This window comes from Herbaspirillum sp., assembly GCF_035644555.1.
In the GTDB taxonomy this organism is placed as follows: Bacteria; Pseudomonadota; Gammaproteobacteria; order Burkholderiales; family Burkholderiaceae_D; genus Herbaspirillum.
In genome coordinates this window covers 96,875-122,975 of sequence record NZ_DASQOH010000049.1, presented here as the reverse complement: position 1 = coordinate 122,975, position 26,101 = coordinate 96,875, and the positions used below count along the sequence as shown (strand labels likewise).

Annotated in this window: 22 protein-coding genes; 12 read left to right on the top strand and 10 right to left on the bottom strand. The window is 63.4% G+C overall.

Annotated elements, in window-relative coordinates:
* Positions 1-287: hypothetical protein (locus VE092_RS13340; RefSeq protein ID WP_324877464.1), on the top strand; the 287-nt coding region annotated here is incomplete at its 5' end.
* Positions 288-352: 65 nt separating this feature from the next.
* Here VE092_RS13340 and VE092_RS13335 read toward each other — a convergent pair.
* From VE092_RS13335 to VE092_RS13320, 4 genes are all read right to left on the bottom strand, one after another.
* Entirely contained in the window at positions 353-1,099 is a 747-nt protein-coding gene (locus VE092_RS13335) for a glucose 1-dehydrogenase (protein WP_324877462.1), read from the bottom strand.
* Between the two features lie 421 nt (positions 1,100-1,520).
* Positions 1,521-2,291, bottom strand: a complete 771-nt coding sequence (locus tag VE092_RS13330; RefSeq protein WP_324877460.1) for an SDR family NAD(P)-dependent oxidoreductase — start codon at positions 2,289-2,291, stop codon at positions 1,521-1,523.
* Between the two features lie 57 nt (positions 2,292-2,348).
* Complete coding sequence (locus tag VE092_RS13325) at positions 2,349-3,548, bottom strand: arabinose transporter (RefSeq protein WP_324877458.1); 1,200 nt, start codon at positions 3,546-3,548, stop codon at positions 2,349-2,351.
* A 90-nt stretch (positions 3,549-3,638) separates the two neighbouring features.
* Complete coding sequence (locus tag VE092_RS13320; protein ID WP_324877456.1) at positions 3,639-4,967, bottom strand: amidohydrolase family protein; 1,329 nt, start codon at positions 4,965-4,967, stop codon at positions 3,639-3,641.
* Between the two features lie 139 nt (positions 4,968-5,106).
* Here VE092_RS13320 and VE092_RS13315 point away from each other — a divergent pair, with 139 nt between their 5' ends.
* Positions 5,107-6,075 carry a LysR family transcriptional regulator gene (locus VE092_RS13315; RefSeq protein WP_324877467.1) on the top strand — a complete coding sequence of 323 codons (969 nt, stop codon included), beginning with the start codon at positions 5,107-5,109 and terminating at the stop codon, positions 6,073-6,075.
* Between the two features lie 69 nt (positions 6,076-6,144).
* Here the strand turns inward: VE092_RS13315 and VE092_RS13310 are convergent, their stop codons facing one another.
* On the bottom strand, positions 6,145-7,875 hold the full coding sequence (locus tag VE092_RS13310; RefSeq protein WP_324877454.1) for a methyl-accepting chemotaxis protein: 1,731 nt from the start codon (positions 7,873-7,875) through the stop codon (positions 6,145-6,147).
* Positions 7,876-8,757: 882 nt separating this feature from the next.
* Between VE092_RS13310 and VE092_RS13305 the strand changes: the two genes are divergently transcribed.
* The 3 genes from VE092_RS13305 to copD all read left to right on the top strand — a co-directional run bounded on the left by VE092_RS13305 (position 8,758) and on the right by copD (position 11,068).
* Entirely contained in the window at positions 8,758-9,666 is a 909-nt protein-coding gene (locus VE092_RS13305; protein ID WP_324877453.1) for a LysR family transcriptional regulator, read from the top strand.
* A gap of 137 nt (positions 9,667-9,803) precedes the next feature.
* Complete coding sequence (gene copC, locus VE092_RS13300) at positions 9,804-10,178, top strand: copper homeostasis periplasmic binding protein CopC (RefSeq protein WP_324877451.1); 375 nt, start codon at positions 9,804-9,806, stop codon at positions 10,176-10,178.
* Positions 10,175-11,068, top strand: coding sequence for a copper homeostasis membrane protein CopD (copD, locus tag VE092_RS13295; RefSeq protein ID WP_324877449.1), 894 nt, complete (start codon positions 10,175-10,177; stop codon positions 11,066-11,068). Before copC ends, copD begins: the two co-directional genes overlap by 4 nt.
* Positions 11,069-11,088: 20 nt before the next feature.
* Here copD and VE092_RS13290 read toward each other — a convergent pair whose 3' ends face one another.
* From VE092_RS13290 to VE092_RS13280, 3 genes are all read right to left on the bottom strand, one after another.
* Positions 11,089-11,859, bottom strand: a complete 771-nt coding sequence (locus tag VE092_RS13290; RefSeq protein ID WP_324877447.1) for an amino acid ABC transporter ATP-binding protein — start codon at positions 11,857-11,859, stop codon at positions 11,089-11,091.
* Complete coding sequence (locus VE092_RS13285; RefSeq protein WP_077237688.1) at positions 11,856-12,506, bottom strand: amino acid ABC transporter permease; 651 nt, start codon at positions 12,504-12,506, stop codon at positions 11,856-11,858. Before VE092_RS13285 ends, VE092_RS13290 begins: the two co-directional genes overlap by 4 nt.
* 68 nt (positions 12,507-12,574) lie before the next feature.
* Entirely contained in the window at positions 12,575-13,738 is a 1,164-nt protein-coding gene (locus VE092_RS13280; protein WP_324877445.1) for a trans-sulfuration enzyme family protein, read from the bottom strand.
* A gap of 100 nt (positions 13,739-13,838) precedes the next feature.
* Between VE092_RS13280 and VE092_RS13275 the strand changes: the two genes are divergently transcribed.
* The 4 genes from VE092_RS13275 (at position 13,839) to VE092_RS13260 (ending at position 17,891) form a co-directional block, all read left to right on the top strand.
* Complete coding sequence (locus tag VE092_RS13275) at positions 13,839-14,768, top strand: LysR substrate-binding domain-containing protein (RefSeq protein ID WP_324877443.1); 930 nt, start codon at positions 13,839-13,841, stop codon at positions 14,766-14,768.
* A 301-nt stretch (positions 14,769-15,069) separates the two neighbouring features.
* Entirely contained in the window at positions 15,070-15,900 is an 831-nt protein-coding gene (locus VE092_RS13270; protein ID WP_324877440.1) for an ABC transporter substrate-binding protein, read from the top strand.
* A gap of 22 nt (positions 15,901-15,922) precedes the next feature.
* Complete coding sequence (locus VE092_RS13265; protein WP_324877438.1) at positions 15,923-16,786, top strand: transporter substrate-binding domain-containing protein; 864 nt, start codon at positions 15,923-15,925, stop codon at positions 16,784-16,786.
* Between the two features lie 94 nt (positions 16,787-16,880).
* Positions 16,881-17,891, top strand: a complete 1,011-nt coding sequence (locus VE092_RS13260) for a succinylglutamate desuccinylase/aspartoacylase family protein (protein ID WP_077237693.1) — start codon at positions 16,881-16,883, stop codon at positions 17,889-17,891.
* A 37-nt stretch (positions 17,892-17,928) separates the two neighbouring features.
* Here the strand turns inward: VE092_RS13260 and VE092_RS13255 are convergent, their stop codons facing one another.
* Positions 17,929-19,476 (bottom strand): lyase family protein, encoded by a 1,548-nt coding sequence (locus VE092_RS13255; RefSeq protein ID WP_324877435.1) that lies wholly within the window; start codon positions 19,474-19,476, stop codon positions 17,929-17,931.
* 171 nt (positions 19,477-19,647) lie between these two features.
* On the bottom strand, positions 19,648-20,418 hold the full coding sequence (locus tag VE092_RS13250; RefSeq protein WP_324877433.1) for an SDR family oxidoreductase: 771 nt from the start codon (positions 20,416-20,418) through the stop codon (positions 19,648-19,650).
* 227 nt (positions 20,419-20,645) lie between these two features.
* Here VE092_RS13250 and VE092_RS13245 point away from each other — a divergent pair, with 227 nt between their 5' ends.
* The 3 genes from VE092_RS13245 to VE092_RS13235 all read left to right on the top strand — a co-directional run bounded on the left by VE092_RS13245 (position 20,646) and on the right by VE092_RS13235 (position 25,637).
* Entirely contained in the window at positions 20,646-21,551 is a 906-nt protein-coding gene (locus VE092_RS13245) for a LysR family transcriptional regulator (RefSeq protein ID WP_324877431.1), read from the top strand.
* Positions 21,552-21,642: 91 nt separating this feature from the next.
* Positions 21,643-23,325 (top strand): VRR-NUC domain-containing protein, encoded by a 1,683-nt coding sequence (locus tag VE092_RS13240; protein WP_414653488.1) that lies wholly within the window; start codon positions 21,643-21,645, stop codon positions 23,323-23,325.
* Positions 23,322-25,637: an ATP-dependent DNA helicase gene (locus VE092_RS13235; protein ID WP_324877427.1), complete on the top strand. Its 2,316-nt coding sequence runs from the start codon at positions 23,322-23,324 to the stop codon at positions 25,635-25,637. The genes VE092_RS13240 and VE092_RS13235 overlap by 4 nt, the downstream gene beginning before the upstream one ends.
* Positions 25,638-26,101 lie beyond the last annotated feature (464 nt).

The window sequence follows — 26,101 nt, the reverse complement described above, 5'->3', positions numbered from 1 at the left end:
CTGGTTTCCTTGAAGAAAGAATTGTCTCGGATCGGCGTCGTCGCCCGCTGGCGGCGCATTGGCGCGCAAGCGAATGGGAGCACCTGTCGTTTTGGAAGTTGGATATTACCAGTTTATTGGTAAGACCAATAGGCCAATTTTGTGAGGGAAGGGCAAATCGACTTGCGTGTGCCAGTTTTGAACGCAAATCGACAGTAGGAGAATCTTCTGACAAGACAATGGCGAAAAAAAGGCGAAAAGGGGTGAGGCAAAAGCGCCTCACCCCTTTTTCTCTTTTCTTGAAATAAAACCTCGGGTCGACTATCTGATCCCTTTTTTTATTCCTAGGCCGCCACTCCTGTGGAATGGTTTCTTAGCGGCTGCCGCCGCCGGCCAGAATCTTCTCGCCAGTCAACCAGCGTGCATCATCCGACGCCAGGAATGTGACCACGTCGGCAATATCATTGGGCTGGCCAATGCGGCCCAGCGGCGTGGTGCTCACGGCCCAGGTCTCGAAATCCGAACCGATAAAGCCGGCACTGTGGGTACCTTCAGTCTCGACCATGCCCGGATTGACGCTGTTGACGCGGATCTTGCGCGGCCCCAGTTCCTTCGCCAGCACGCCGGTGATGGCATCGACGGCACCCTTGGTGGCAGTGTAGACGGCGCTGCCGGGCGGCGTGATGCTGCTGACGACAGAGCCGATGTTGATGACGCTGGCGCCTTCCTGCAGATGCTTGGCGGCGGCTTGGGTTACCAGCAGCAGGCCCAGCACGTTGACGTTGAACTGTTTATGGAAATGCTCTTCGGTGATGGCTTCCAGCGGCGCCATGTCGTATACGCCCGAATTGTTGACCAGAATGTCGAGGCGACCATATTCCTTGATGGCGGCATCGATGATGCCCGCCGCATGCGCTGCATTGGACACGTCGCCGCCCACGGCAACTGCACGGCCACCGGCGGCGACGATCTCGCCCACGACCTTGTCGGCGCCGGCGCGGCTGGTCGCGTAGTTGACAACGACGGCGGCACCGCTGGCTGCCAGCGCCTTGGCGATGGCAGCGCCGATTCCTTTCGATGCGCCTGTGACGACGGCGACCTTGCTTTGAAGTTTGCTCATGATGCTTCCTTTCTGTTGGTGGAGGAAGAATGTCGGAGACGACATCTTGGTCGCACTATAAGCAGCATATTTCGGTGGATAAAGCCGCCTTTTTCGACTTCACTGTTCGCAAAATAAATACAATTCATTCAATTAATTATTTTTGTCATAAATAAATGCAACAATTGAATTTCCACAATGAAATGCCTCGGTGATCAGGACGACCATCACCGAACACGATCCTTCTCCGGCCAAGTCCCCTCATTGGGTCAGCAGTCAGCCAACACCCTGCCCGCAAGCCATAGCGCGCCAGCATGCCTTCATGCAAGCGCTTGAGTTCGTCCATGGTCAGCGCTGCATCTGGGCTTGTTCATGCTCAGGTGCATGAAAATCGCGCCAAATCGCGCCAAATTGCGCCGCCGGTAACGCACCTCCCTCCGAATCACCCGGGAATATCGATCCCGGAGAGTTTCGCGCAGAGGTCGATCAGGCGATCCTGCTGAATCACATCGAGAGCGACAGGATTCGGGTCCATCTTTTTGAGGTGATAGAAATACTTGCCCGTCACCTGTGCCTTCGCGTCACCGGAGGAGGCCAGCCAGGCTTGCGTGAGATGGGCCTGCTGCATGTCGTCCGGCGCACCAGGTCCGCCCATCTTGGTGGGGACCCACCCTGGCTCCAGAGCATTGGATTTCACCATCGGCCAGCGTCGGGCGATCGCCATGGCCAGCATGGCATCGTGCAGTTTGCTCTCTGCATAGGCGTCCGAGCCATTCCATCGACGTTGCTCCCACAGCAGGTCCTCCAGGTGGGGGCGCACGTGATGATGCATCCCCGAGCTCAGATAGACCAGGCGGGAAGGGCGCTGGATCAGGGCGGTGAGCACATAGGCCGATAAGGTATTGATCGCAAACACATGGGGCAGTCCGTCGACGGTCAGCCGATGCGCTTCACGGTAGCCCACGGCGGCATTGTGGATGACGGCATCGAACTGCCCCAGGTCATTGACCTGGGCGGCCAGCGCGATGCTGCCAGCGATGGTTTCCACGTCGCCCGTGACAATGGCCTCGGCCTTGGGACTGGCACGTCGGGTTTCGGCAGCGCGAGCGGCGTTGCGTGCATGCAGAACTACGCTGTGCCCTTGCTGGATCAACAGCTGGCCCGCCATCAGGCCCAGGCCAGTGGAAGAACCGGAGATGAAGATGCGTGACATGAATTGCTCCTGGATGGATGAGGGGACCCGCCAACGGCGGGCCCGGAATGACGATACTTAGGACCGGGAACGAACGGGTCCAGCGATCAGAATGCCTCCCGCAAGTGCGCAGGCCGTTCCGAAGAGATAGACCGCAGCGTAGCCCAAATGCGTTGCGATGACGCCTGCGACCGGTCCCGCGATGCCATAGGCGATGTCCAGAAAGGCGACGAAGGCAGCCATGGCGCTGCCGCGATTGGCCGGCGGCACCCGCTTGAGCGCTTCCACGCCCAGCGCCGGAAAGATCAGGGCGCATCCCAGGCCGGTCACCAGCGCGCCGGCCAATGCCAGCCAGGCGGTGGGGGCCGCCCACAGCAAGAGTTGGCCCACGGCTTCGATCAGCAAGGAGCAGAGCGCCACACGGTAACCGCCCAACTGGTCCGGGAGATGGCCCAGCGCCAGTCGTACGAGGATAAAGCCGATGCCGAAGGCGGTCATGACCAGGCCCGCGTTATCCCAGTGACGTGCGGCGAAATAGAGCGAAGCGAATGCCGTCAATCCCGACAAGCCCACTCCCTGCAGCATCAGTCCCAGACCCTCGCGCCAGATGCGGCCCAGTACCAGATGGAAAGGCAGGCGATCGCCACCGGCCGACAGGTAGGAGGTCGATCCCAGGACGATCAGCGCGGCCAGGACCGGTGCCAGGATGCAGGCCATCATGGCAGCCGCCAATCCATAGTGCAGATAAAGCGCCATACCGATCGGAGCGCCGATGGACAGGGCGGCAAACATGGCGATCCCGGTCCAGGACATGGACATGCCGGCACGCTGGGGGCCGACCGAGGCGATTGACCAGGACACGCAACCGGTGACGAACTGGCTTTCGCCAAGACCGGCCGCCAGGCGCCCTGCGATGATGATGATCAGGCTGGCACTGCTGGACATGCCGGGCCAGGCCGCCACCAGATAGAGCAGGCCTGCGACGGCCGACACCACGGCACCTTGCAAGGCCGAGCGTTTGCCGCCAAGCTGGTCGGTCAGGCGCCCGGCGTAGCCGCGCGTGAGCACCGTCGCCAGGAACTGGATGCCGATCACCAGACCGACCAGCAGATCGCCGAAGCCCAGTCGCTGGTGTACGAACAGCGGGATGACCGGTAGCGGCAGGCCGACTGCCAGATAGCCGCAGAACAGCGCGGCAATGACGCCCGGTGCCGGGCGGGGCCGATGAGCCGGGGCCAGAGCGGCCTCCGGCACGGGTTTGGAAACGAGGGTTCGCATGATTGCCCCTTGAATGAATGCGGTGATGAATGGGGACCCGGTGCGCAGGGCGACGCGGATCGCCGCAGCGCGCCGCGTGAACGCCGGCGATCAGGCCCGGGTCTTGAACAGATCGGTGCGATAGCCGCTGGCCTGGATCAGGAAGTCGCGCGAGGCAGTGATCTCGGCATTGAGCTTGGCCTGGTCGACATCGATCAGGCGGCCGCCACGCTTGCGCAGGGTGCCCGCTACCATGACGGTATCGACATCGGCGCGTTCCACCGCCTGGACGATGGTGCCGATGGCATGGGTGACAGGCCATACTGCCACGCCGGTGGTACGCACCATGATGATGTCGGCCTGCTTGCCGGGGGTCAGTGTTCCGACCTGGCCTTCCAGCCCGGCGGCGCGGGCGCCATTGACGGTGGCCGCCTGCAGGACCGCTTCCACCGAGATCGGCGCCGGCGCATCTGCCTCGCCACGGAAACGGCGATAGCGCATGGCCGAGCGTTGCTGGCCGAACAGGGCATGCATTTCGCCGAACATGTCGCTGCCGAATGCCGTATCCAGATCGATGCCCAGGGCCGGGGCGAGACCATGGTCGATGGCGATCTGGTAGGCGAAGCTGTCATCGTCGAAGCCGAACAGGGCATCCGAACGGGGATTGACGGTGATGTTGACCCCGGCATCGGCCAGCAGCTTCCAGGTTTCCGGCGGTACGCGGGTGCAGTGGTTGAAGATATTGTCGCTACCCAGCACGCCGGCTTGCGCGAACTCCGGCCCCAGCTTGGCCAGATCGCCGATGAACTCGGTCAGGATGCGCATGTCCAGTTCGCGCGCCACGCGCCACCAGTCCAGATTGAGCTGGCCGAACAGGCCGACCTTGACCAGACTGCCGGCATGGTTCCAGTTGTCGGCCAGGCGCTGCAGGTCTCCCGGCAGGTGGGCCGAGCTGGCCTGCTTGTCCATGGCTGGACCCACCATGTGCAGGGCGCGAATGCCGCTGCCTTCCAGCGCATCCAGCGCAGCGTCGGTGTGTTCGGGGCTGCGGGAGCTGTGGCAGGCATCGATGAGGGTGGTGATCCCGGCGTCCAGTGATGCCACGGCGGTCAGCCTCGTGCTCAGGAACATGTCCAGCGGACGATAGTGGGCTCCCAGTTTTTCGGCGACCACATCGATGTAGGCGAACAGGTCATCGACGTCCGGCAACAGACGGCGCATCACGCCCAGCCAGGCATGATGGTGAGCATCAATCAGGCCCGGCATGACGATATGGCCGCTGGCGTCGATCACTTCGGCGTCATCGACAGCCGACTGCGGCCCGACGGCGACGATGCGCCCACCCTCTACCAGAACATCGCCGGTGACAAGATTGGGGACCTTGGGGTCCATGGTGACGACGGTGCCGCCTTTGAAGAGGATACGTTGCGAATGGCTCATGATGTGCTCCACGGGGTTGGATTGAGATCGACCGGAATCGCAAGGGCGTCAAAAGCCCCTCGCTTCTCCGGTGCGGCGGCCAGATCCTGCCTGGCGCGTCGTTGGAGGCACTTTACGCGGCGAGCCATATTTGATTAAGATGGGGAAAGGCAAATCATCTTTGCTAAAAGTCAAAGGAGCAGGTATGGGTTTCGATGGGCGACTATTGTCGGGAATGACAGTATTGGCGGCAGTGGTGGAAACCGGGAGCTTTACCCGGGCCGCCGAGGTACTGGGGCTGTCCGCCTCCGGTGTCAGCCGTGCCGTCACCCGCCTGGAGGAGCGCATCGGTATCCGGCTTCTGGATCGCAGCACGCGCGCCCTGCATCTGACCGACGATGGTGGGCGCCTGTATCAGTTGGCCGCGCCCCATCTGTCGGGTATCGAAGAGGCAGCCAATACCGTCTCCCGTTCGGCCACCAGTGCCCGCGGCATTCTGCGGGTGGGTTTGAATCCGCTCTTTTCCGGTCACGTGCTGGCGCCACGCATTGCTGAATTCACCGAGCGCTATCCCGAGATTGAACTGGTCAGCGTGGCTTTTCCCGATAACGCCGATCTGGTGAGCGAGGGGATTGATGTGGCGGTGCGATTTGGTCCGCAACCCTCATCGGCCATGACGTCGCTGAAGCTGATGGAGACCCGGGTCCTGACCGTGGCCGCTCCCGGCTACCTGCACAAGCACGGCACACCACGCCATCCTGATGAACTGGTGAAACACGATTGCATGCAGTTCATCGATCCCCGACGCGGCAGACCGTTCAACTGGGAGTTTCATCGTGGCAAGGAGGTAAGGCAGATCCAGACCCGGGGCCGGCTCACATTGACCGATCCCAATACCATGGTCGGTGCCTGCATCGCCGGTGCCGGCATTGCACAGGTACTGGCGCTGGGAATGGCGCCTTTGTTGGAGAGTGGGGCGCTGCTTGAACTCTTTCCCGATTGGCCGGGCGAGACCTTCCCGCTGTATCTGATCCGGCCCTCGCGCCGCTTGCCACCGGCGGCGGTCCAGGCCTTCATCGACTTTTGCGTGGAGATATCCAGGCCAGGGCGCAAGCGCCCCGGCCATTGAGTCGCCCGCCAGGGCAGGTGGTGCGCCGTCGGCAAGACTGCGCGCCCATTCACTGCGCCCATGCCCCGCTCAGAAGGTCGCCCAATCCTCCTCTTTCGCCGCCTGCGCGGTACTCTGATGGTTCAGGCGCCGGGGCGCGGCGTGGCCCACGGCCTGGCTGGCCGTGGAGGTCTTGATGGCTGTAATGGCCGGCGGCGCTGGCGAGCGCGGCGCATCCTGGTAGCTAATGGCGTTCTGTCCCAGGTTGAAGATGCTCACGATCTGGGCCAGGGAATCGGCCTGGTCCTGCAGCGCGCGCGAGGCGGCAGCGGCTTCTTCCACCAGCGAGGCATTCTGCTGGGTCACATCGTCCATCTGCATGATGGCCTGGTTGATCTGCTCGATGCCGGCGGTCTGTTCCACGCTGGCCGCCGAGATCTCGCCGATGATGGACGTCACCTTGCGCGAATTCTCCACGATGCCGCTCATGGTGGTGCCGGCCTGGTCGGCCAGGCGCGCGCCGACGCTGACCTTTTCCACCGAGTCCTCGATGAGCGCCTTGATCTCCTTGGCGGCCGCGGCCGAACGCTGTGCCAGATTGCGCACTTCGCTGGCGACCACCGCGAAACCGCGCCCCTGTTCGCCGGCCCGCGCCGCTTCGACGGCGGCGTTGAGGGCCAGGATGTTGGTCTGGAAGGCGATGCCGTCGATCACGCTGATGATGTCCACCACCTTGCGCGAGGAGTCATTGATGGCGCTCATGGTATCGACCACCTTGGCCACGACCTCGCCGCCTTCCAGTGCGACGGTGGAGGCAGTGGAGGCCATCTGTTTGGCGTCCTGGGCATTGTTGGCGTTGTGCTTGACGGTGGAAGTCAGTTCCTCCATCGAGGACGCCGTTTCCTCCAGGGCGCTGGCCTGCTGCTCGGTACGCGCCGACAGGTCCAGGTTGCCGGTAGCGATCTGGCGCGAGCCGGTGGCGATGCTTTCGCTGCTGGTGCGCACTGTCTGCACCACCTTGCGCAAGGACGCCTGCATCATGTGCATGGCGTTGACCACGCTGCCCTGTGCCGCATGGCTGGTATCGATATGGGTGCTCAGGTCGCCCGAGGCGATGGCATCGGCGGCGGCCGCCACATCGCGTGGTTCACCGCCGAGCTGGCGCGTCAGGTTGCGCGAGATGAACAGGCCCAGCGCCACGCCGAAGAGTACGCCGCCGCAGGTCAGCACGATCAGCAGGCTGCGGATGTGGGCATAGATGAGGTCGGTCTCGTCGTTGAGCTTGTCGGCGTTGTCTTTCTTGACCTCCATCATCTGCAGCATCATCTTCTCGGCCTCGTTGGCCAGCGGACGCACGGTGGAGAACAACTGGCTGGTGGACTGGCGGCCATCGGCCAGGGATTCCTTGCGCAGCACCTCGGCCGTGGCGGTGATGGCACCCCGATAGGCCTCGAAGGCCTGCCTGGCCTTGCCCACCAGGGCCAGGCCTTCGGGCGTGCTGAAGCGCTGTTCGGCTGCGCTCAATGCCTTGTCGGTATTGTCCAGGCGCTTGGCGAGTTCATCCAGGCTGTTCGCACGTTCTTCGGCAGTCTCGGCCAGCATGGCGCTGCGGATGGCGCGATTGGACGAGCTCAGGTCCAGCGTGGCCTGGGCCGAATGGCGCAAGCCAACCACCTGCTTCTCGTACATTTCGGTAGCCAGGTCATTGATCTGCCCGGCCTTGAGGATGCCGATGGTACCGATGATGGCGCCGATCGTGGCCACGGCCAAGAAACCACCGAGGAGTTTGTGGCTGACTTTCAGATTGGTGAACCAGTTCATTGCTGCCCCTTATTTCAAATTGAGTTGCATGGCATCGCAGTCGGTCGCGTGCATGTGGTCTGGGCCAGGTTGCGTAGGTGCGTGGGAACCTGCCAATCGCTGTGGAGGACAGGAGATCGGACTTGCCTCGGCCAGAGGGGTAGGGAGGTACTGCGGGTGATGAGCGGGAATTTCCAGGCCAGGCGTGATCCGAGATTCACCGTCGACGTGCGATCCTTGGTTCTTCTCGTGTCTGGCCAGCGGACTTTATTACAGATGAGCATCTGCGTTTAGTCCCCTGCAGCCTGAAAGACTGTTTGTAAAAACTGGGGAATGCAGGGCTGTGAGGGCAGGTTCAGTTGGTCCTTGAAAGCCCTGCGGTGCGCGTGCTCGTTTGATGTAATGGCTCGCTTCCCGGCGCTCGGCCGTCCGAAGTGGCCGGGAGCGAGGCCTGCCGTGACTTCGTAGCACCGCGGCAAGCTGCTGTATCCGTGTGGAAACTATCAAGTTAAATTAATTATTTTTTTAATTTTTGCGCCCTAATCAATCCCTCCCTCCTGTATTACATTCCGCAATTGATGCAGCTTTGCTGCCGAGCTGGTCGATCCGCCGTCCGGGTCGCGTGCTGCCGACGCAATCCTGTCGACCTTGATGCCGCCTTGTCACCCGAGCCGGCCCAGGCGATGTCCTGATCTTGTACGGCCTGCCTTCTCCATCGGCAATATGGGCCGACTCACATTTAGAGAAGAATTGATATTCCGTACAATCCGTCATTTAAAGGAATAAGTTCATCCATATCATGTTGCGATAGAAAAACTCGCATTGCACCGTCACCTGATTCGGGCGCGGTCGCATCAGCACAGTCAATCAATGAGAAAACTTGGAATAGACGATCTCGCGCGAATGGCCACGTTTGCGCGCGTGGTGGAACTGGGTGCTTTTTCGCGCGCCGCCAAAGCCCTGGGCCTGACCACCTCTTCGGTCAGCCAGCATGTCAGGATGCTTGAGTTGTCATTGCAGGCGACGCTGCTCAATCGCTCCTCCCGCAAGCTCAGTCTGACCGAAGCGGGTACGCTGTTCTACAAGCACTGCGCGCACATCGTCACCGCCGCCAGCGAAGCCGAGCAAAGTGTTGCGGTACTCAACAACGAGATGGTGGGAGAGTTGCGCATCGCCGTCTCGAGTTTCATGTCCACCCGATACCTGATTCCGGCGCTGCATGATTTCATCAAGCACAATCCCAAGATCAAGTTGCGCTTCGAAGTGGCCGATCACAACATCGACCTGATCGATCACCGCATCGATCTGGCGCTGCGTGCAGGTCGCAATCGTCAGCCGGGCGACATCTTCCTCGGACGCTTCGCCGACGTCCTGTGCGCCTCGCCGGAATACCTCGAGAGCCGGCCGCCCATCCACTCACCGGTGGATCTGTTGCAGCATGATTTCCTGCTCTTCAATCCTCATGGCGAACCTTGCTTCCTAGAGTTTTCCAACGAGGCCGCAGGCACCGTACGTGTGCGCCTGCAACCGCGCATCAGCGCCAATCATGCCCGTTCCCTGCGCTTTCTGGCACTCGATGGTCATGGCATTGCGCGCCTGCTGCACAACAAGATCGGCGAGGATCTCCAGAGCGGACGACTGCGCCAGGTGCTCCCGCAATGGTCGCTGGGCGGTTTCGACATCTTCGTGACCGTGCGTCATCGCGACAACATGCCGGCCAAGGTGCGGCAATGCCTGGATCATATCGAGCGTTACTTCGCATCGATCCTCCCGCTGCACGCGATGTCGGCCTGCGCTGCGGCTTCCGGCTGAGCCTTGTATGGCTGCGACAATTTGTCGCGGGCGCGCTTGCGCCAGCGGAGTAAGCTATTGACCCTGCTTCATCCAGAGGCATTGCTTCTTTCGTTCGGTCATTCAGTCTTCCAGTCATCTCCAGCCAGACCCACAACATGAAAAAACTCCGCCATCTCCTCCCCCTGGCCCTGCTGGCCAGCTTCGCCTTCACCTCATCGGCCTGGGCGCATGCCCATCTCAAGTCCGCAGTGCCCGCCGACCAGGCGGTGGTAGCCACTGCGGCTGCCCCTACCGATCTGACGCTGGTGTTTACCGAAGGCCTGAACCTGAACTTCAGCGGCCTCAAGCTGCTGGGCCCTGATCAACAGGAAATCAAGCTGGGCCAGGCCATGCTGATGGACCAGGGCAAGTCGCTGATGGTCCCGGTGCCGTCGCATCTGGGCGCAGGCAAGTACACCGTGCAATGGCATGTGCTCTCGGTTGACGGTCACAAGACCGAGGGAAGCTATCACTTCACCGTCGCCCCTTGAGTGGGACGGTAGCGCTGCTGGGGTTGTGCCGTCTGCTGCTGGACGGTGCGGCGCTGTTCCTGTGGGGAATGACGCTGATGCTGCTGGCGCTGGTGCCGCAGCCCTTGCGCGATGCATTGTGGCAGCGTCTGGCGCTGTGCCGCCGTGTCCTTTGCACCCTGATCCTGCTGGCCGTAGCCGGCACCTTGCCGCTGCAGGCGGCGATCCTGGGCGAGGGCTGGCCTGACGCACTGCGAATGCAGATGCTGGCGGCGGTCGCCAATGGCACCTCAATCGGTACGGCATGGTGGTGTCAGCTGAGTGCGCTGGTCCTGCTGCTGGCGGCCGGCCTGTTCCGGGTCACCCTGGCCCAGCGCGTCAGCCTGCTGGCCAGTGCCATTCTCCTGGCAGGACTCTCCCTGACCGGCCACGCAGCCATGCACCAGGGCTGGCTCGGCCTGCTTCACCAGGCCAACGACGTGCTGCATGTCTGGGCGGTGGGTGCCTGGGTCGGTGCCTTGCCGGTGGTGCTGCTGGTATTGCCGCGCCTGCAGCGCAGCGCGCAAGCGCCAGAGACAGCACAGGCGGTGACCATCCTGCGCCGCTTTTCCACGGCCGGGCATGGCGTGGTTGCGCTGGTGTGGTTCACCGGCCTGGTCAACACCTGTTTCATCCTCGGCGGCTTGCCGCTGGACTGGTCGTTTGCCTACCAGCGCCTGCTGGCACTGAAGTGCGTGCTGGTGGGCGCGATGGTGCTGGTGGCGCTGTTCAATCGCTATGGACTGGTCCCGGCACTACGCCGCCAACCGCGCGCCTTGGCGCTGCTGGCACGCCTGACCTGGCTGGAGATCCTGCTGTCGCTGCTGGTCATGACACTGCTGGCCTGGCTGGGGATGCTGCAGCCGGACTGATGCTGCAGCCTGAGCCGGTCTCAATCGTGCAGGCGACCCAGGAACTGGCGACAGCGTTCGCTGGCCTGGGCGCCGAAGAAGTGTTCCGGCGTCGTATCTTCCAGCACGTGCCCGCCCTCCATGAAGACGATGCGATCAGCCACGTCCCGGGCAAAGCGGGTCTCATGCGTGACCACCAGCATGGTCATGCCTTCCTTGGCCAGTTCACGCATGACGTTGAGCACATCGTCGCGCAACTCGGGGTCCAGTGCCGAGGTCGGTTCGTCGAACAGGATCACTTCAGGCTCCATGGCCAGGGCGCGAGCGATCGCCACGCGCTGTTTCTGGCCTCCGGAGAGCTTGCCGGGATAGGCATCGGCCTTCTCCGCCAGTCCCACCTTGCCCAACAGCGCCAGGCCGCGTCGCCTCGCCTCTTCGCGGGCTACGCCCTTGACCGAGACCAGGCCCTCGATCACGTTCTGCAAGGCCGTCATGTGAGGAAACAGGTTGAAGGACTGGAACACCATCGCCGTCTGCTGGCGGATCTGCAGGGTCTTGCGACGGCGCTCGCGTGGCGCCAGTGCCGCCGGTTCGGTCAGCTCCACGCCGCAGATCTCGATACTGCCGCGATCAGGCAATTCCAGCAGGTTCAGCGAACGGATGAAGGTGGTCTTGCCGGACCCGGACGGCCCCATGATGACCACCACTTCGCCGCGCGCGACTTCCAGGTTGACGTTGCGCAGCACCTGATTGGTGCCGAAGGCCTTGGCCAGTCCGCGCACGCGGACGGTACATTGTGCGGCTTGGTTCATTGATAGCGCCTCGACAGGGTCTCTTCCAGCCAGGTTTGCAGCAGGGTGAGCAGTTGATTGATGATCCAGTAGATGGTCCCAACGATGATGAACATGTCCATGTAGCGGAAGGTGGTTGCACCCAGCTGGTCGGCTACGCGGGTCAGTTCCACCACCGTGACGGTGGAGGCCAGCGAGGTGTCTTTCATCAGCGCGATCAGGCGACTTCCCAGCGGCGGGATGGCGATGCGCAAGCCCTGCGGCAGGATCACCCGCAGCAAGGTCTTCCAGTAACCCATGCCCATGGACCAGGCCGCTTCCCACTGGCCACGATCCACCGCATTGATGCCCGAGCGGAAGTTCTCGCTCAGATAGGCGGCCGAGAAGAGCGTGAGCGCCAACAAGGCGGCCGGGATCGGGTCGATGGTGATGCCGTAGTTGGGCAGACCGAAGTAGATCAGCAGAATCTGGATCAGCAGCGGCGTGCCGCGAAATATCGAGACATAGGCAAAGGCCAGCCAGCGCAGCGGCCGCCAGTCGGAAATGCGCGCCAGGGCGATCAGCATGCCCAATGCCGAGCCCAGCAGAAATGAACCGAGCCCCAGGCCCAGCGTGACCAGCACTGCCTTTTCCAGCAGCGGCAGCGCCCTCAGGAACAAATCAACCATACTTCTCCTCCCTGCGATGGCGGACATCGCCTCCGATGTCGCCCTCGTTTTTGTCAGTCATGAATCGATCAGCCTGCTGTCTGTGCTTGTGCATAAGCAGCCAGCGCCCGGTCCAGATCGGCGATCAGCAACGTGCTATCTTCCAGTCCGATCGACAGCCGCACCACGGGCTGATCGGTCGCCGGGAAGGCCCGATTGGCCTGCAGTGTGGCCGGATAGTAGGCCGCCAGGCTATGCACGCCGCCCCAGCTGGCGCCGATGACGAAGTGCTGCAAGCTGTCGAAGAAGCTGTGGAAGGCCTGTTCAGGCCCCGGTTTGAGGATCATCGAGAACAGGCAGCCATGGGTCCGGTAATCGCGTTTCCAGAGTGCGTGGCCCGGGTCGGACTCCAGCGGCGGATACATCATGCGCTCTACCATCGGATGCTGTGCCAGATGGCGCGCCACCTGCAGGGTGGCACTGCCTTGCGCGGCCACCCGCAGCTTCAGGGTTTCCAGCCCACGCAGTACCAGGAAGCAATCTTCCGGGCTGACCTGCTGGCCCAGGATGCTCTGGGTCTCGCGCAGGATGTCGTAGTGGGCATGATCATTCATGCTGATGCAGCCCATGAGCACATCGGAATGTCCGCCAAGGAACTTGGTGGCCGCCTGGATGCTGAAGTCCACCCCATGGTCGAGACCGGCAAAGCCAAGAGGACTGGCCCAGGTATTGTCGAGCATGGTCAGCACGCCGCGTTGACGGGCCACCGCAGTGATGGCCGGGATGTCCTGCATTTCCATGGTCACGGTGCCGGGAGCCTCCATGCAGATCATGCGGGTATTGTCCTTGATCAGCGCTTCGATGTCGGCGCCCATGTCGGGACGATACAGCTCGACTTCCACGCCCATCTGCGCCAGCCATTTCTCGGCGAAGCTCTTGAGCGCGCCGTAGCAGGCCGCCGAGACCAGCAGGTGGTCACCGCCCCGCACGAAGCCCATGACGGTCGTCATCAATGCCGCTGCTCCGGAGGGAGCGATGACGCAGTGGCGGCCATTCTCCAGTTGCGCCACTTTCTGTTCCAGCAGGCGGGCGGTGGGAGTCCCGGTCACGCCATAGCTGAAACCGTCGGGTTGGCGCTGCTTGCGCTGGACGAAATCCTCGAAGTTGTCGAAGACCACGGTGGAGGCGCGCATCACCGCCGGAGACAGGCTGGCGAAGGCTTCTTGCTGGGAGGTCGGAGAGTTCGTACTCATGCGATTATTTTGTTAATGTAAAAAAGACGGTCCCAGTATCCGCAAGCCGGACGGGACCAGCAACAGCAGGCGCCACTAACTCTATAAGCGATACTTATACATGGACATGCGAGATATCCAGGTCTTCCGGGCCGTCATGCGGGCCGGGACGACCAGCAAGGCAGCGGCTTTACTGAACGTATCGCAGCCGGCCATCAGCCAGTCGATCCGCAAGCTGGAGGCTTCTTCCGAACTGCGTCTGTTCGAGCGCACGCGCGGCCGGCTGGTACCTACGCAGGAGGCACTGGCCCTGATCGTGGAGGTCGACCGCTGCTTCGCCGGCTTCGAGATGATCGAGCACCGCATCCGCAGCTTGCGCTCGTTCGGTCTCGGGCGCCTGGCCATCGCGTCCTTTCCCGCACTGGGGATAGGCTTCATGCCACGTGCCATCGCCGCCTTCGGCCTGGCCGAGCGGCGCGTGCAGATGTCGTTCCAGATCATGAGTTCGCGCGAGGTCTATCAGCAGGTCAGTGCCGGGCAGCTGGACTTCGGCCTGATGGCAGATGAGCTGGCAGTGTCCGGGCTGGAGCATTCGCAGTTCATGAGCGTGCCGGGGGTGATCGTGATGAACGATCGCCATCCGCTGGCCGGCAAGCCGCTCGTCACGGCCGATGACCTGCTGGAGCATCCCTTCATCGCTCTCAATCCCGAGGATGCCAGTCGCCGTCGGCTGGAGCAGGAACTGATCCAGCAGGGCAAGGTGCTGCGCCCCATCCTGGAGACACCCTATTCCAATTCGGTCTGCGAGTTCGCCCTGCGCGGGGTCGGCATGGGCATGGTCCATCCCATCCTGGCGCTGGACTACGTCACCCGGGGCCTGCGCCTGAAACCGATGGAAGTCGCGGCCCACTTCACCGCCTTGCTGGTATTTCGCCCTGGCGTTCCCATGTCCGAAAATGCCAAGGAATTGCTGAGAGTCATGCGCATCCAGATGGAGTCGGACATGAATGCGCTGCGTCAGGTGCTGTATCAGAAGCCGGGTGCGTTCTGAACAGGCCTGGCCTGTCCGTAATGGTGCGCCGCGCACATCCTCTGTGCAAATCGGCAGCCTGTAGGGACGCAGGCTGGCACTGCATGCCACCTTCTCCTCACGTGGCGTAAGGGGTTGAGGCCAGCCGCGTTCTCCTTTACGGCTGCCCGGTGGTGGTGCGGCATTGCAAAATCCCCGGTCTGTTCGGTGCACACTCTATAAGTTCTGCTTATCAGGTTAGAAACCCGCTCTCATTGCCGGGGCGCCGGCAGCGCCGCAAAATGGGCCTCGACATTCATCAATCATCGAGGGGAGCAGCACCATGCAAATGCGTCATTTCATGTTGAAACTATGCGGGTCGGCGCTATTGGGGTTGGCCGCCGGCGCGACGGCGGCACAGAACATCCCGGCCGATATCCTGGCCAGTGCACGGCCGGCCGGCGTGATCCGCATTGCCAACACCCAGAGCAGTCCGCCCTGGAGCCTGATCGACGACAAGCTGCAGCCAGCAGGCTATGACGTGGAGGTCGCCAAGGAAGTGGCACGGCGCATCGGCGTGGCCAAGGTAGTGTTCGTGGCCGACAGCTTCAAGAATTTCGTTGAGGGACTCAAGGCCGGCAAGTATGACCTGGTCATGAATGACCTGACGCCAACGCCCGAACGCGAGAAGCAGGTCGATTTCGCGGCGCCCTACGGCGTGGAGGACTTCCGCATCTTCGTCCTGTCCAGCAATTCCACCATCAAGGATCAGCCCGATCTCAAGGGCAGGAAGGTCGGCGTCACCACCGGCACCAGCAACGAGACCTGGGCCCGCGCACATCTGAAGGAGTCCGATATCCGCACCTATGACAATGGCGGTTTCGTGTTCAATGACCTGGGCAACGGGCGTATCGATGCGGTCATCAGCTCCCATTTCGGCGGCATGAAATACGCCAACGTCAACAAGCTGCCGATCAAGGAAGTCGGGCCGGTCCTGATCTACCAGCTTTCCGCACCGGCCATGGTCAAGGGGCAGCCGGCACTGAAAGACGCGGTCAGCAAGGCAATTGCCGACATGACCCGCGATGGCACACTGGACCGGCTGGCACGACGCTGGGTCGGACCCGAATTTGACATGGTGGGCGACATCCAGCGCGCTCTCAGACAGCAGTGACGCCCTGGGAAAGGAGCCATCCATGGAGAATACCTTGCGCAGGTCGTTGCGGCGGCTGCTGAGGCTGCCCACACTGACTCTGACACTGGGTCTGGCGGCGGGCACGGTACTGATGCTGCCGATGCTGTCGGCGCAGGCTGCTGCCGACGATTCCCTGAGCCGCCTGCAGCAGGCCGGGGTGGTCAGGATCGCCAACACCCAGACCAGCCCGCCCTGGAGCTATCTGGACGACAAGAACCAGCCTGATGGTTATGACGTAGCGGTGGCCCGCGAAATCTTCCGCCGCATCGGCGTGGCCAGGATCGAGTTCATCGCTGACAAGTTCAAGAACTTCGTCGAAGGCATCAATGCGCGCAAATACGACGTCGTCGTCAACAGCATGGCGCGCACGCCGGAGCGGGAAAAGGTGGTGGATTTCACCTTGCCCTACACGGTGCAGGACTTCCGTATCTGGGTCAATGCCAGCAATACCGATATCCGTGACCGCGCCAGCCTGAAGGGCAAGAGCGTTGGCGCCAGTGCCGGCACCGCCAATGAAATGTGGGCGCACAAGAACCTCCCGGACTCGCAGGTACGCGCCTACGAAGGGGGCGGCTTCCTCTACAACGATCTGGTGAGCGGCCGTCTGGATTCGGTGATCGACTCCTATTTCAACGGCTACAAGATGAAGACCATCAACAACCTCCCGGTAAAGACGGTCGGTGCGCCGCTGGTCTATTCGCTCGGTGCGGCCGTATTGCCCAAGCACGCCGACGCACTCAAGGCCGCCATGGACAAGGCGATCACCGACATGATCGCGGATGGCACCCTGCAGAAGATCGCGCAGCGCTATGTCAGCCCGGACTACGACATGGTCGGCAACATGAAGAAGGCGATCGATCACTGATCCGTGCAGATCTGGCGTGTTCCTCAATACCTGAAGCATCCGATACGCCGGATACACCCGATACATCCAATACATCAGAACATCAGAACATCACATGGCAAGCAATCCCATCAAGAGCGACGTCGATTTCGATGCCGACGGCAAGCAGATCGGTTTTCTGCGGCTTCCGCACTCCGTCCACCGGTCTGCCTACGGCTGGCTGCCCATTCCGGTGGCTTCGATCAAGCGCGGCGAGGGACCGGTGGTCATCGTCAGCGCGGGTACCCACGGCGATGAATACGAAGGACAGATCATTGTCTCGCGGATGATCCGCGAGATCCAGACCGAGATGGTCACTGGGCAATTGATCCTCCTGCCCATGGCCAATGCCCCGGCCGCCGAGGCCGGTCTGCGGACCTCGCCGCTGGATGACGGCAATCTCAACCGCCTCTATCCAGGCGATCCCGCCGGCACTCCCTCGCAGGTGATCGCCCACTACATCGAACATGTGTTGCTGGCCCGTGCCGATTACATGCTGGACCTGCATTCCGGCGGCAGTTCACTGATGTACGACGGCGCCAACATGATGGGCTTGGAGCCACGCGATGCGGAAGAGGAACAGAAAGTCACCGGCCTGCTCAAGGCCTTCGGTCTTCCCAAGGCCTTCCTGTACCAGCCCAACCCGGTCAATGTCACCGCCGCGGCGCGCCGCCAGGGGGCGATCTGTTTCCTGACCGAACTGGGTGGCGGTGGTGGTGTCGATGCCGCTCTGGTGCGACAGGGCATGCAGGGTGTACTGCATCTGCTGGGCTATATCGGGCTGTTGCAGGGCAAGCTGGTGCCGCCGCGGCCACCCGCCGATGCGCGGCTGATGGCCATCGACCGCAACCGGCATTATGTCTATGCCATGGACCACGGTGTATATGAACCGCTGGCCGAGCTGGGCGAAGTGGTCAGGCAAGGGCAGGCGGCGGCCCTGATCCACTTCCCCGACAACCCGGTGCGCCCGCCCGAGACGGTGAGTTTTGCCGCCGATGGTGAGATCGTCTGCAAGCGCGCCATCGCCCAGGTCAGACGCGGCGATTGCATCTTCCAGCTGGCCAGCGAGCGCAAGTCCTCACTCTGAGGCGCTGCCATGCGCCCGCTGGCCGGGCCGGACGAGATCACCTGACCCCGGCCGCCGCCCCCAGCCGATCGAAGTCGGCATCCAGCTTCTCCAGCGAGGTCCGGATATGCTGCTGGCGCGCCTTGATCCAGGCGTCCTGTCGGCTCACCCGTTCATTGGCCTCGCGCAGCATGCGGTCCATCTCGGCCGGTTGCGGGCCGCCCACAGTGGCGCGATTGCGCACGATGGCAACCGGGTCCAGGGTGCTGCGGAACTCCTGCTCCGACATCGGCAATACCTGCGGGAATTCGGAATTGAGTACCGCCTGCGTATAGATGCGCTGCGCCTCCGAGTAAGGGAAGTCCAGCGGCCGGATATCGTGCGCCTTGGCATATTCCACCACCTCCGAGGCGAAGTGGTGCCCCACCCGGAACGGCAGCTTGTACTTGCGCATCAGCACGTCGGCCAGTTCCTGGGAGGCGGTCCAGTCGCTGTTGAGTTCTTCCAGCGCGCGCTGGGGATTGATGACCAGCGCATTGAGGATGCTCTCCCAGTTCTTCAGGACCTTTGCCGCATTGAGGACCATGGCCTTGTTGGCCTTCACGTCCTTGGGGTCGCTCATGCCGGGCGGGATGTTGTGTGCCTGCAGGGCGGCGCCCATGCCTTCGGTGAGTACCGTGGTGGCATCGCGACGGGTGCTGTTGAGCAGGCCCGGATTGCGCTTCTGCGGCATGGCCGAGGAGACATAGGTATTCTCGCCGCCTTCCTGCAGCAGTATCCAGGGACGGGGCTGGGCATACTGCGTCATCACGTCCTGGATGAAGGTGCCGGCATGCAGGGCGATGGACGAGACCACCGCGCCGGCTTCCACCGGCTCATCCACCGACGACAGTTGCGAGGCATCGTAGGCGTTGTCGACGATGGCACCGAAGCCCAGATAGTCGGCCATGCGCTGGCGGTTCAGCGGCCAGCTGGTGCCGTTGAGCACGGTGGTTCCCATCGAGGAACGATCGATGCGGGCATAGGCCTCGCGGATGCGCTGGGCATCGCGGTCCAGTGCGGCGGCAAATCCCAGCAGGTAGTGGCCATAGCTGTTGGGCTGGGCCGCCACGCCGTTGGTGTAGTTGGGCACGATGGTGTCGCGCTGGCGCGCTGCCAGCTTCACCATGGCCGCGGTGGTGGCATTGAGTTGCGTGGCCAGGGTCAGCATGTCTTCGCGCAGGATCGCCGAGCGCATGGTGGCCAGCATGTCCTGGCTGGAGCGGCCGGCATGCAGCAAGGTGATCTGCGGGCCGGCCGCCTGGATCAGCAGCGGCTCGAAGGTGATGACCAGGGTAGGGCGCTTGGCGCCCGGCTGTTCGGCATCGGCCAATACCTTGCGGATGCCCTTGACGATGAGCGGGGTCATCGATTTGTCCAGCAGGCCTTCGTCGGTATTGATGACGGCAGTGGCCTTGTTGATCTCGCCCAGCCAGAAGAATTCGTCGTGGCGTTGCTGCTGCTGTTGTGGCTGCGATGGCTGCTGTTGCTGCGGTTGCTGGGCATGCAGCGGGGCCGTCAGGGCCAGCAGGGCGCTGGCAAGGGCAATCGTGGAAAGTTTGTACACCTGGGTCTCCGTGGGTCTTTGGCGATGATCGTTGTTGAGAGGGCAAACCGGGTTTGCCGGGTGCCAATCTTATCCGGCAATGGCGATTCTGTTTTGTCCCGCCTCGGCTGACCCTCCAGGCGCAGGGTGCTGCCACGATGGCCGCCCCCTGCGCCCGCCGGGCAAGCCGCCTCAGGACACGCTGTCGACCAGGGTTTCGCCGCCGGAGACTTCCACCACGGTGCCGGTGACGTAGGGATTGGTCATCAGGAACAGGGCGGCATGGCCGATGTCCTCGGCGCGGCCGACGCGGCGGGCCGGGAATGCTGCGGCCACTTTCTGCTTCAGGCCGGCGCGCACCTCGGCCGGCAGGAAGCCCCACATGTCGGTATCGGTAAAGCCGGGGCGCAGGGTGTTCACGCGGGTCGGGGCCAGTTCGATGGCCAGCGCGGCCGACAAGGCTTCCACGGCCGCAAAGGCCGGCGTGACGGCCGCGAAGCCGGGCTTGGGACGTACCGCCAGGCCACCGCTGAGGAAGGTGATCGAGCCCCCGGCACGCAGCAGCGGCGCGGCATGGCGGGCACAGGCCCAGCTGCCGAGGTACTTGCCTTCCATGTAGCTGCGCGCGCCTTGCATGTCGGCGTCCATGAAACCGCCCCAGCTGCCGATGTCGGGTGCGGCGGTCACGATCAGGTGATCGAAGGCGCCGATGCCCGCGAAGGCCTGGCGTACCGAGGCTTCGTCGCGCATGTCCAGGCTGACCTGTTCGAAGCTGCCCAGGTCTGCTCGTTCCTGAATGGTCGCCACCCGGCGGCTGGCAACCACGACCTGGGCCCCCGCCGCCTGCGCCGCCTGCGCAATGCCCAGGCCGATGCCGCTCTTGCCGCCGACCACCACCACCTTCTTGCCGGCGAGGTTCAGGGAGGGGGCTGCAGAGATAGGCTGATGTGTAGATGTGCTCATGTTCAATTCTCCTCAAAGGAATGTTCACGGGGCGCCGCGATCGCGGGCCGGTGCCGGTCGGGAAGCCAAAGGCCGCCCGGTCAACGTGAGGAGATCGTAATTCCTGTCGATGTTGATGATAATCTGGCGTAATTCGATTACTCTTATTCCAATATGGAATAAATCCTTGTTCGCCATCCTGATGACAGGACGAAGGCAAGGCAGGGCAACACCGAGGAAGACGGAAGATGGACAGATTTCATGAGCTGAGCGCCTTTGTCGCCGTAGTGGAAGCCGGTGGCTTCTCGGCGGCGGCGCGGCGGCTGGGCGATTCGCAGTCGGCCATCAGCAAGTCGGTCAACGCGCTGGAAAAGCGCCTGGGCGTGCAGTTATTGCAGCGGAGCACGCGCAGCGTGCGGTTGACCGAGCACGGGCGCCAATACTACGAGCGCACCCAGCCGCTGCTGGAAGAGATGGCCCAGGCCGATGGCGAGATCATGCGCACTACGCTGGAGATCTCCGGCCCGGTGCGGGTCGCGGCGGCGGCGACCTTCGGCCGGCTGCACGTCCTGCCGCTGCTGCCGGCGCTGCTGGCGCGCTACCCCGGGGTACGGCTGGACCTGCAACTGGCCGATGGCGTCAACGACCTGCTGGCCGAGGGCATCGACCTGGCCATTCGGGTCAGTCCGGAGCGCCATCCGGATGCGGTGGTCAAGCGCATCACCAGCAGCCCGCTGGTGTGCGCCGGTTCGCGCCACTATTTCGCGCAGCACGGGGTGCCGGCCACGCCGCAGGCGCTGGCACACCACAACTGCCTCATCTACAAGGACATGCGTGAATGGCACTTCACCGGTCCCCAGGGGCGGTTCAGCGTGCCGGTCAGCGGCAACCTCTCGTCCAATACCGTGGAGACCATCCTCAGCGCCGTGCAGGCGGGCCTGGGCATCGGCATGTTCAATCGCGCCTCGCTGGTGGAGCCGGAGCAAGGGCGGGGCAGGGGAACGCTGCAGGACGCGGGGATCATCACCGTCCTCGATGACTTCATCGACGACACCCGCGACATCTGCCTGGTCTGGCCGCGCCGCCGCTTCATCCCGGCCCGGGTGCGGGCGGTGACGGAGTTCTTCGCCGAGGCATTGGCCCCGCGCCTGTAATCGCCCTTGCGATGGTCCTTCCGATGGTCCTTGCGGGCAGTCGGAAGGGGAGAGGCGTTATACTGTTCTTATATACAGTTAAACGCCCCAGATGCATCCCATGGCCGCCGTTTTGGACCCCACCCACCGTTTTTACTATCTCGGCAACTTCCAGCAGGTTCTGGACTGGCTGGCGCAGCGCTATGGCGATCTGCTGAACGCGGAAGAACGCGACTTCATCACCGCCTTCCCTGGCTTACCGCTGGCTTCGCGCGCGCTGTTCGTGCGCATGATGATGCGTAAAGGTGAACTCTTTCGCGTCAGTAAACTGGCCTATCCGGAGATCGATTGTTCATTGCAGGCTTTACGTGGCCTGCCGGGGGCCTGCGTCGAACACGACCCTGTGCTGAGCCTGCAGCAGTTCGCCCAGCTATCTACCCGGGCCGAGCTGCTGGTGCAGTTCGATTCGCCGGCCTTGCGCTCGCCTGCGTGCAAGGCCCTGCGCAAGGACGCCTTGTTGTCCCTGCTGGCCGAGGATGCCGCCCACGGTCATCCGCGGCCCTTTTCGCAATGGCAGCACAAGGGCAGCGACCAGGCCGTGCGCTTGCTGAACCGGCCCCTATGCGAGCGCCTGCGGCTGATGTTCTTCGGCAACCTGCGCCAGGACTGGAGCGAATTCGTGCTGGCCGATATCGGCACCCTGCGTTATGAGCGGGTCGCGCTGGGGCCGCAGGCCAGGGGTTTTCGCAGCCGTGGCGACATCGATCTCTACCTGCAGCTGCACGCCTGTCGCCAGGCCTACGAGGCCGGCACCGCCGCGGGCAGCCTGTTGCCCATGCTGCCCCACGGCGCGTTCGACAATCCCTGGCTGGACAGCCGGCGCCAGCGGTTGATGTTCCGCATCGGCCAGTTGTTCGAGAAGGAGCAGGACCTGTCCCAGGCCCACGCCGTCTATGCAGGCTGCGCCTATCCGGGGGCCCGCGCGCGTGCCATCCGCGTGCTGGAAAAACTGGGCCGCTTCGGCGCCGCGCACAGCTTGCTGCGCACTGCGCAACAGTCGCCGGAAAGCGAAGCGGAGCGCCAGCATCTGGCGCGCATCGCGCCGCGACTGGCGCGTCAGCTGGGGCAACCGGCCCCGGCGCGCCCCCGTGCCGCCGCCGTCGATCGCCTGGACCTGAGCCTGCCTCGACAGGGCGCTGCACGGGTCGAACAGGCGGTGGGCGATTACCTGCAACGGCAGCAGCCGCAGGCACCGGTGTTCTATGTCGAGAATGTGCTGGCCAATGCGCTGTTCGGTCTGCTGTGCTGGGAGGCCATCTTCGCTGCCATTCCGGGGGCCTTCTTCCACCCCTTCCAGCGCGAGCCGGCCGACCTCTTCAGCGCCGACTTCCATGGGCGTCGGCGTGTGCAGTTCGAGCGTTGCTTGTCACGGCTGGACGATGGCAGCCATCGCGCCGCGATCCTGGCGACTCATGAGGTCAAGGCCGGCATCCAGTCGCCCTTCGTGGCCTGGGGCGGCATCACGCGCGACCTGCTGGAACTGGCGCTGGACTGCATCCCGCCCTCGCACCTGCGCCTGTGGTGCCTGCGCATCCTGGACGACGTGCGCGAGAACCGCAGTGGTTTTCCCGATCTGATCCAGTTCTGGCCGCAGCAGCGCAGCTACCGCATGATCGAAGTCAAGGGCCCCGGCGACAAGCTGCAGGACAACCAGCTGCGCTGGCTGGACTATTGCGCCCGCCACGGCATGCCGGTCTCGGTGTGCTACCTGCAGTGGGAGGCGCTGGTTGCATGAGCTCGGTCGCCGCGCCTCCCGCTCCGGTGCAGGATACCTCGCGCTATCGCGTCTCGGTTCGCGCCCTGTGCGAATTCACCGCCAAGGTCGGTGACCTGGACCTGCGCTTCACGCCCACCCCGACCGCGCAGGAAGGCATCGCCGGCCATGCGGTGGTCGCCGCCCGTCGCGGCGCGCACTACCAGAGCGAGGTGGCGCTGGCGGCCGAGCATGGCTCCTTGCACGTGCGCGGTCGCGCCGACGGCTACGACCCGCAGCAGCAACTGCTGGAAGAGGTCAAGACCTATCGCGGCCAGCTCTCCAGCCAGCCCGAGAACCATCGTCAGCTGCACTGGGCGCAACTGCGCGTGTATGGTCATCTGATGTGCGAAAAGCTGGACCTGCAGCAGATCAGGCTGGCGCTGGTGTACTTCGAGATCGGCAGCCAGCAGGAAACCCGCTTTGAGGAGACCCGGCCCCGCGAAGAATTGGCCAGCCTCTTCGCCAGCCAGTGCCAACGTTTCGCCGACTGGGCCGCGCAGGAACTGGCGCATCGCGCCGCCCGCGATACTGCCCTGCAGACCCTGGCGTTTCCGCATGGGGATTTCCGGCCCGGTCAACGGCAACTGGCGGAGGCCGTGTTTCGCGCCCATCGCAGCCGCCGCTGCCTGCTGGCGCAAGCGCCGACCGGTATCGGCAAGACCCTGGGTACCCTGTTCCCGGCGCTCAAGGCAGCGCCGGAGCAGCGACTGGACAAAATCCTCTTCCTCGCCGCCAAGACCCCTGGCCGACAACTGGCGCTGGACGCCGCCGCCACCCTCAAGGGCCGGGATGGCCAAGGCCTGCCGCTGCGGGTGCTGGAGCTGTGTGCCCGCGACAAGGCCTGCCAATATCCGGACCGCCTGTGCCGGGGCGACTCCTGTCCGCTGGCGCAGGGCTTCTACGACCGCTTGCCGGAGGCGCGCGCGGCCTGCCTGCAGGCGCCCTTGCTGGATCGCCAGCGGCTGCAGGAGATTGCCCTGCAGCACCAGGTCTGCCCCTACTACCTGGGCAGCGAGATGACCCGCTGGAGCGATGTCATCGTCGGCGACTACAACTACTGGTTCGATGGCGGCGCCATGCTCTATGCCATGGCCCAGGCGCATGACTGGCGGGTGAGCGTGCTGGCCGACGAAGCGCACAACCTGGTGGCCCGCGCGCGCAGCATGTACAGCGCCCAGTTGAGTCGCGCTGGCCTGCGCGCGGCCCGGGCGGTGGCACCACCGGCCGTGGCGCGGCCGCTGCAGCAGCTGGCGCGTGCCTGGACCACGGCCACCAAGGACGCCGGCCTGCCGTATCAGGTGCTGGAGACGCCACCGGCGCGCCTGGTCGATGCCCTGAGCAACTGCATCGCCACCATCAACGACTACCTGGCCCAGGTGGCGGTGCCGCTGGAACCGGCCCTGCGCGACTTCCATTTCGATGCCATGGCCTTCGTCCGGCTGGCGGAGTCCTTCGGCCCGCATTCGTTGTTCGACCTGACGCGCCACGACCAGCGTGACAACCTGTTGTGCATCCGCAATGTGGTGCCGGCGCCTTTCCTGGGGCCGCGCTTTGCCTTTGCCCAGTCGACCACGCTATTCTCGGCCACGCTGGCGCCCTGGCATTACTTCGCCGACCTGCTGGGGATGCCGTCGTCGACCGCCTGGATCGATGTCGATTCGCCCTTCCACGCCAGCCAGCTGCAGGTGCGCGTGGCGCGGGAGATTTCCACCACCTGGCAGCGCCGCGCCGCCTCGCTGGCGCCGATCTGCGCTCTCATGGCGCGCCAGTACCGGCACCGGCCGGGCAACTACCTGGCCTTCTTCTCCAGCTTCGACTACCTGCAGCAGGCGCACGACGCCCTGCGCGAGCTACACCCCGACATCCCCACCTGGCAGCAGTCGCGCCGCATGGCCGAAGCCGAGCGCGAGGCTTTCCTGGCGCGTTTCACCTGCGGCGGGCAGGGCATCGGTTTCGCGGTGCTCGGCGGCTCCTTCGGCGAGGGTGTCGATCTGCCGGGCGAACGCCTGATCGGTGCCTTCGTCGCCACCCTGGGCCTGCCGCAGTTCAATCCGGTCAATGAACAGCTGCGCCAGCGCATGGACAGCCTGTTCGGTGCCGGCTACGACTACACCTACCTCTTTCCCGGCCTGCAGAAAGTGGTGCAGGCGGCGGGACGGGTCATCCGCACCGAAACCGATCAGGGCACGGTCTGGCTGATCGACCAGCGCTTCGCCCGGCCCGAGGTCCAGGCCCTGCTGCCCGGCTGGTGGCAACTGGAGCAGGGGGCGGCCGGGGCCGGCGGCGCCTGAGTCTTCCGGCCTGGCCCGCTTGTTGCTCATCTGCTCACGGCGCCGTCCTCTGGCGGCGCGGGGCGTATCAGGTTTTTCCCGAGTGACAGTTTTTTGTGTTCGCATACGATAGCGGTGCACTGGGCAGGGGAGCCGCAGGCAGCCTAGCGTGATCCCAGCCAACGCGGTGCAGATGTGACAGTACTGTTTTCAACGGGAAATATCGGGTCTCCGTGAGGGCAGGATGTGCCAAATCTGCGACGGTTTTCATTGCGCTATGTCACAAATAGGCGACAACAGCCTTGTGTGAAAGATAAGATGCTGCCCTCGTTGTTCACCATTTCCCATAAGGAAATGACTGTTGTTACTTAACTTTTATTTGCAGGTTTGCTAACAAAGCAGGTTGCGATATCAGGATTTGTTTGTTTTAATCACAACACCGAAGTGTGGTCGATTTTATAACATTTCTGAATCGGGACAGATGG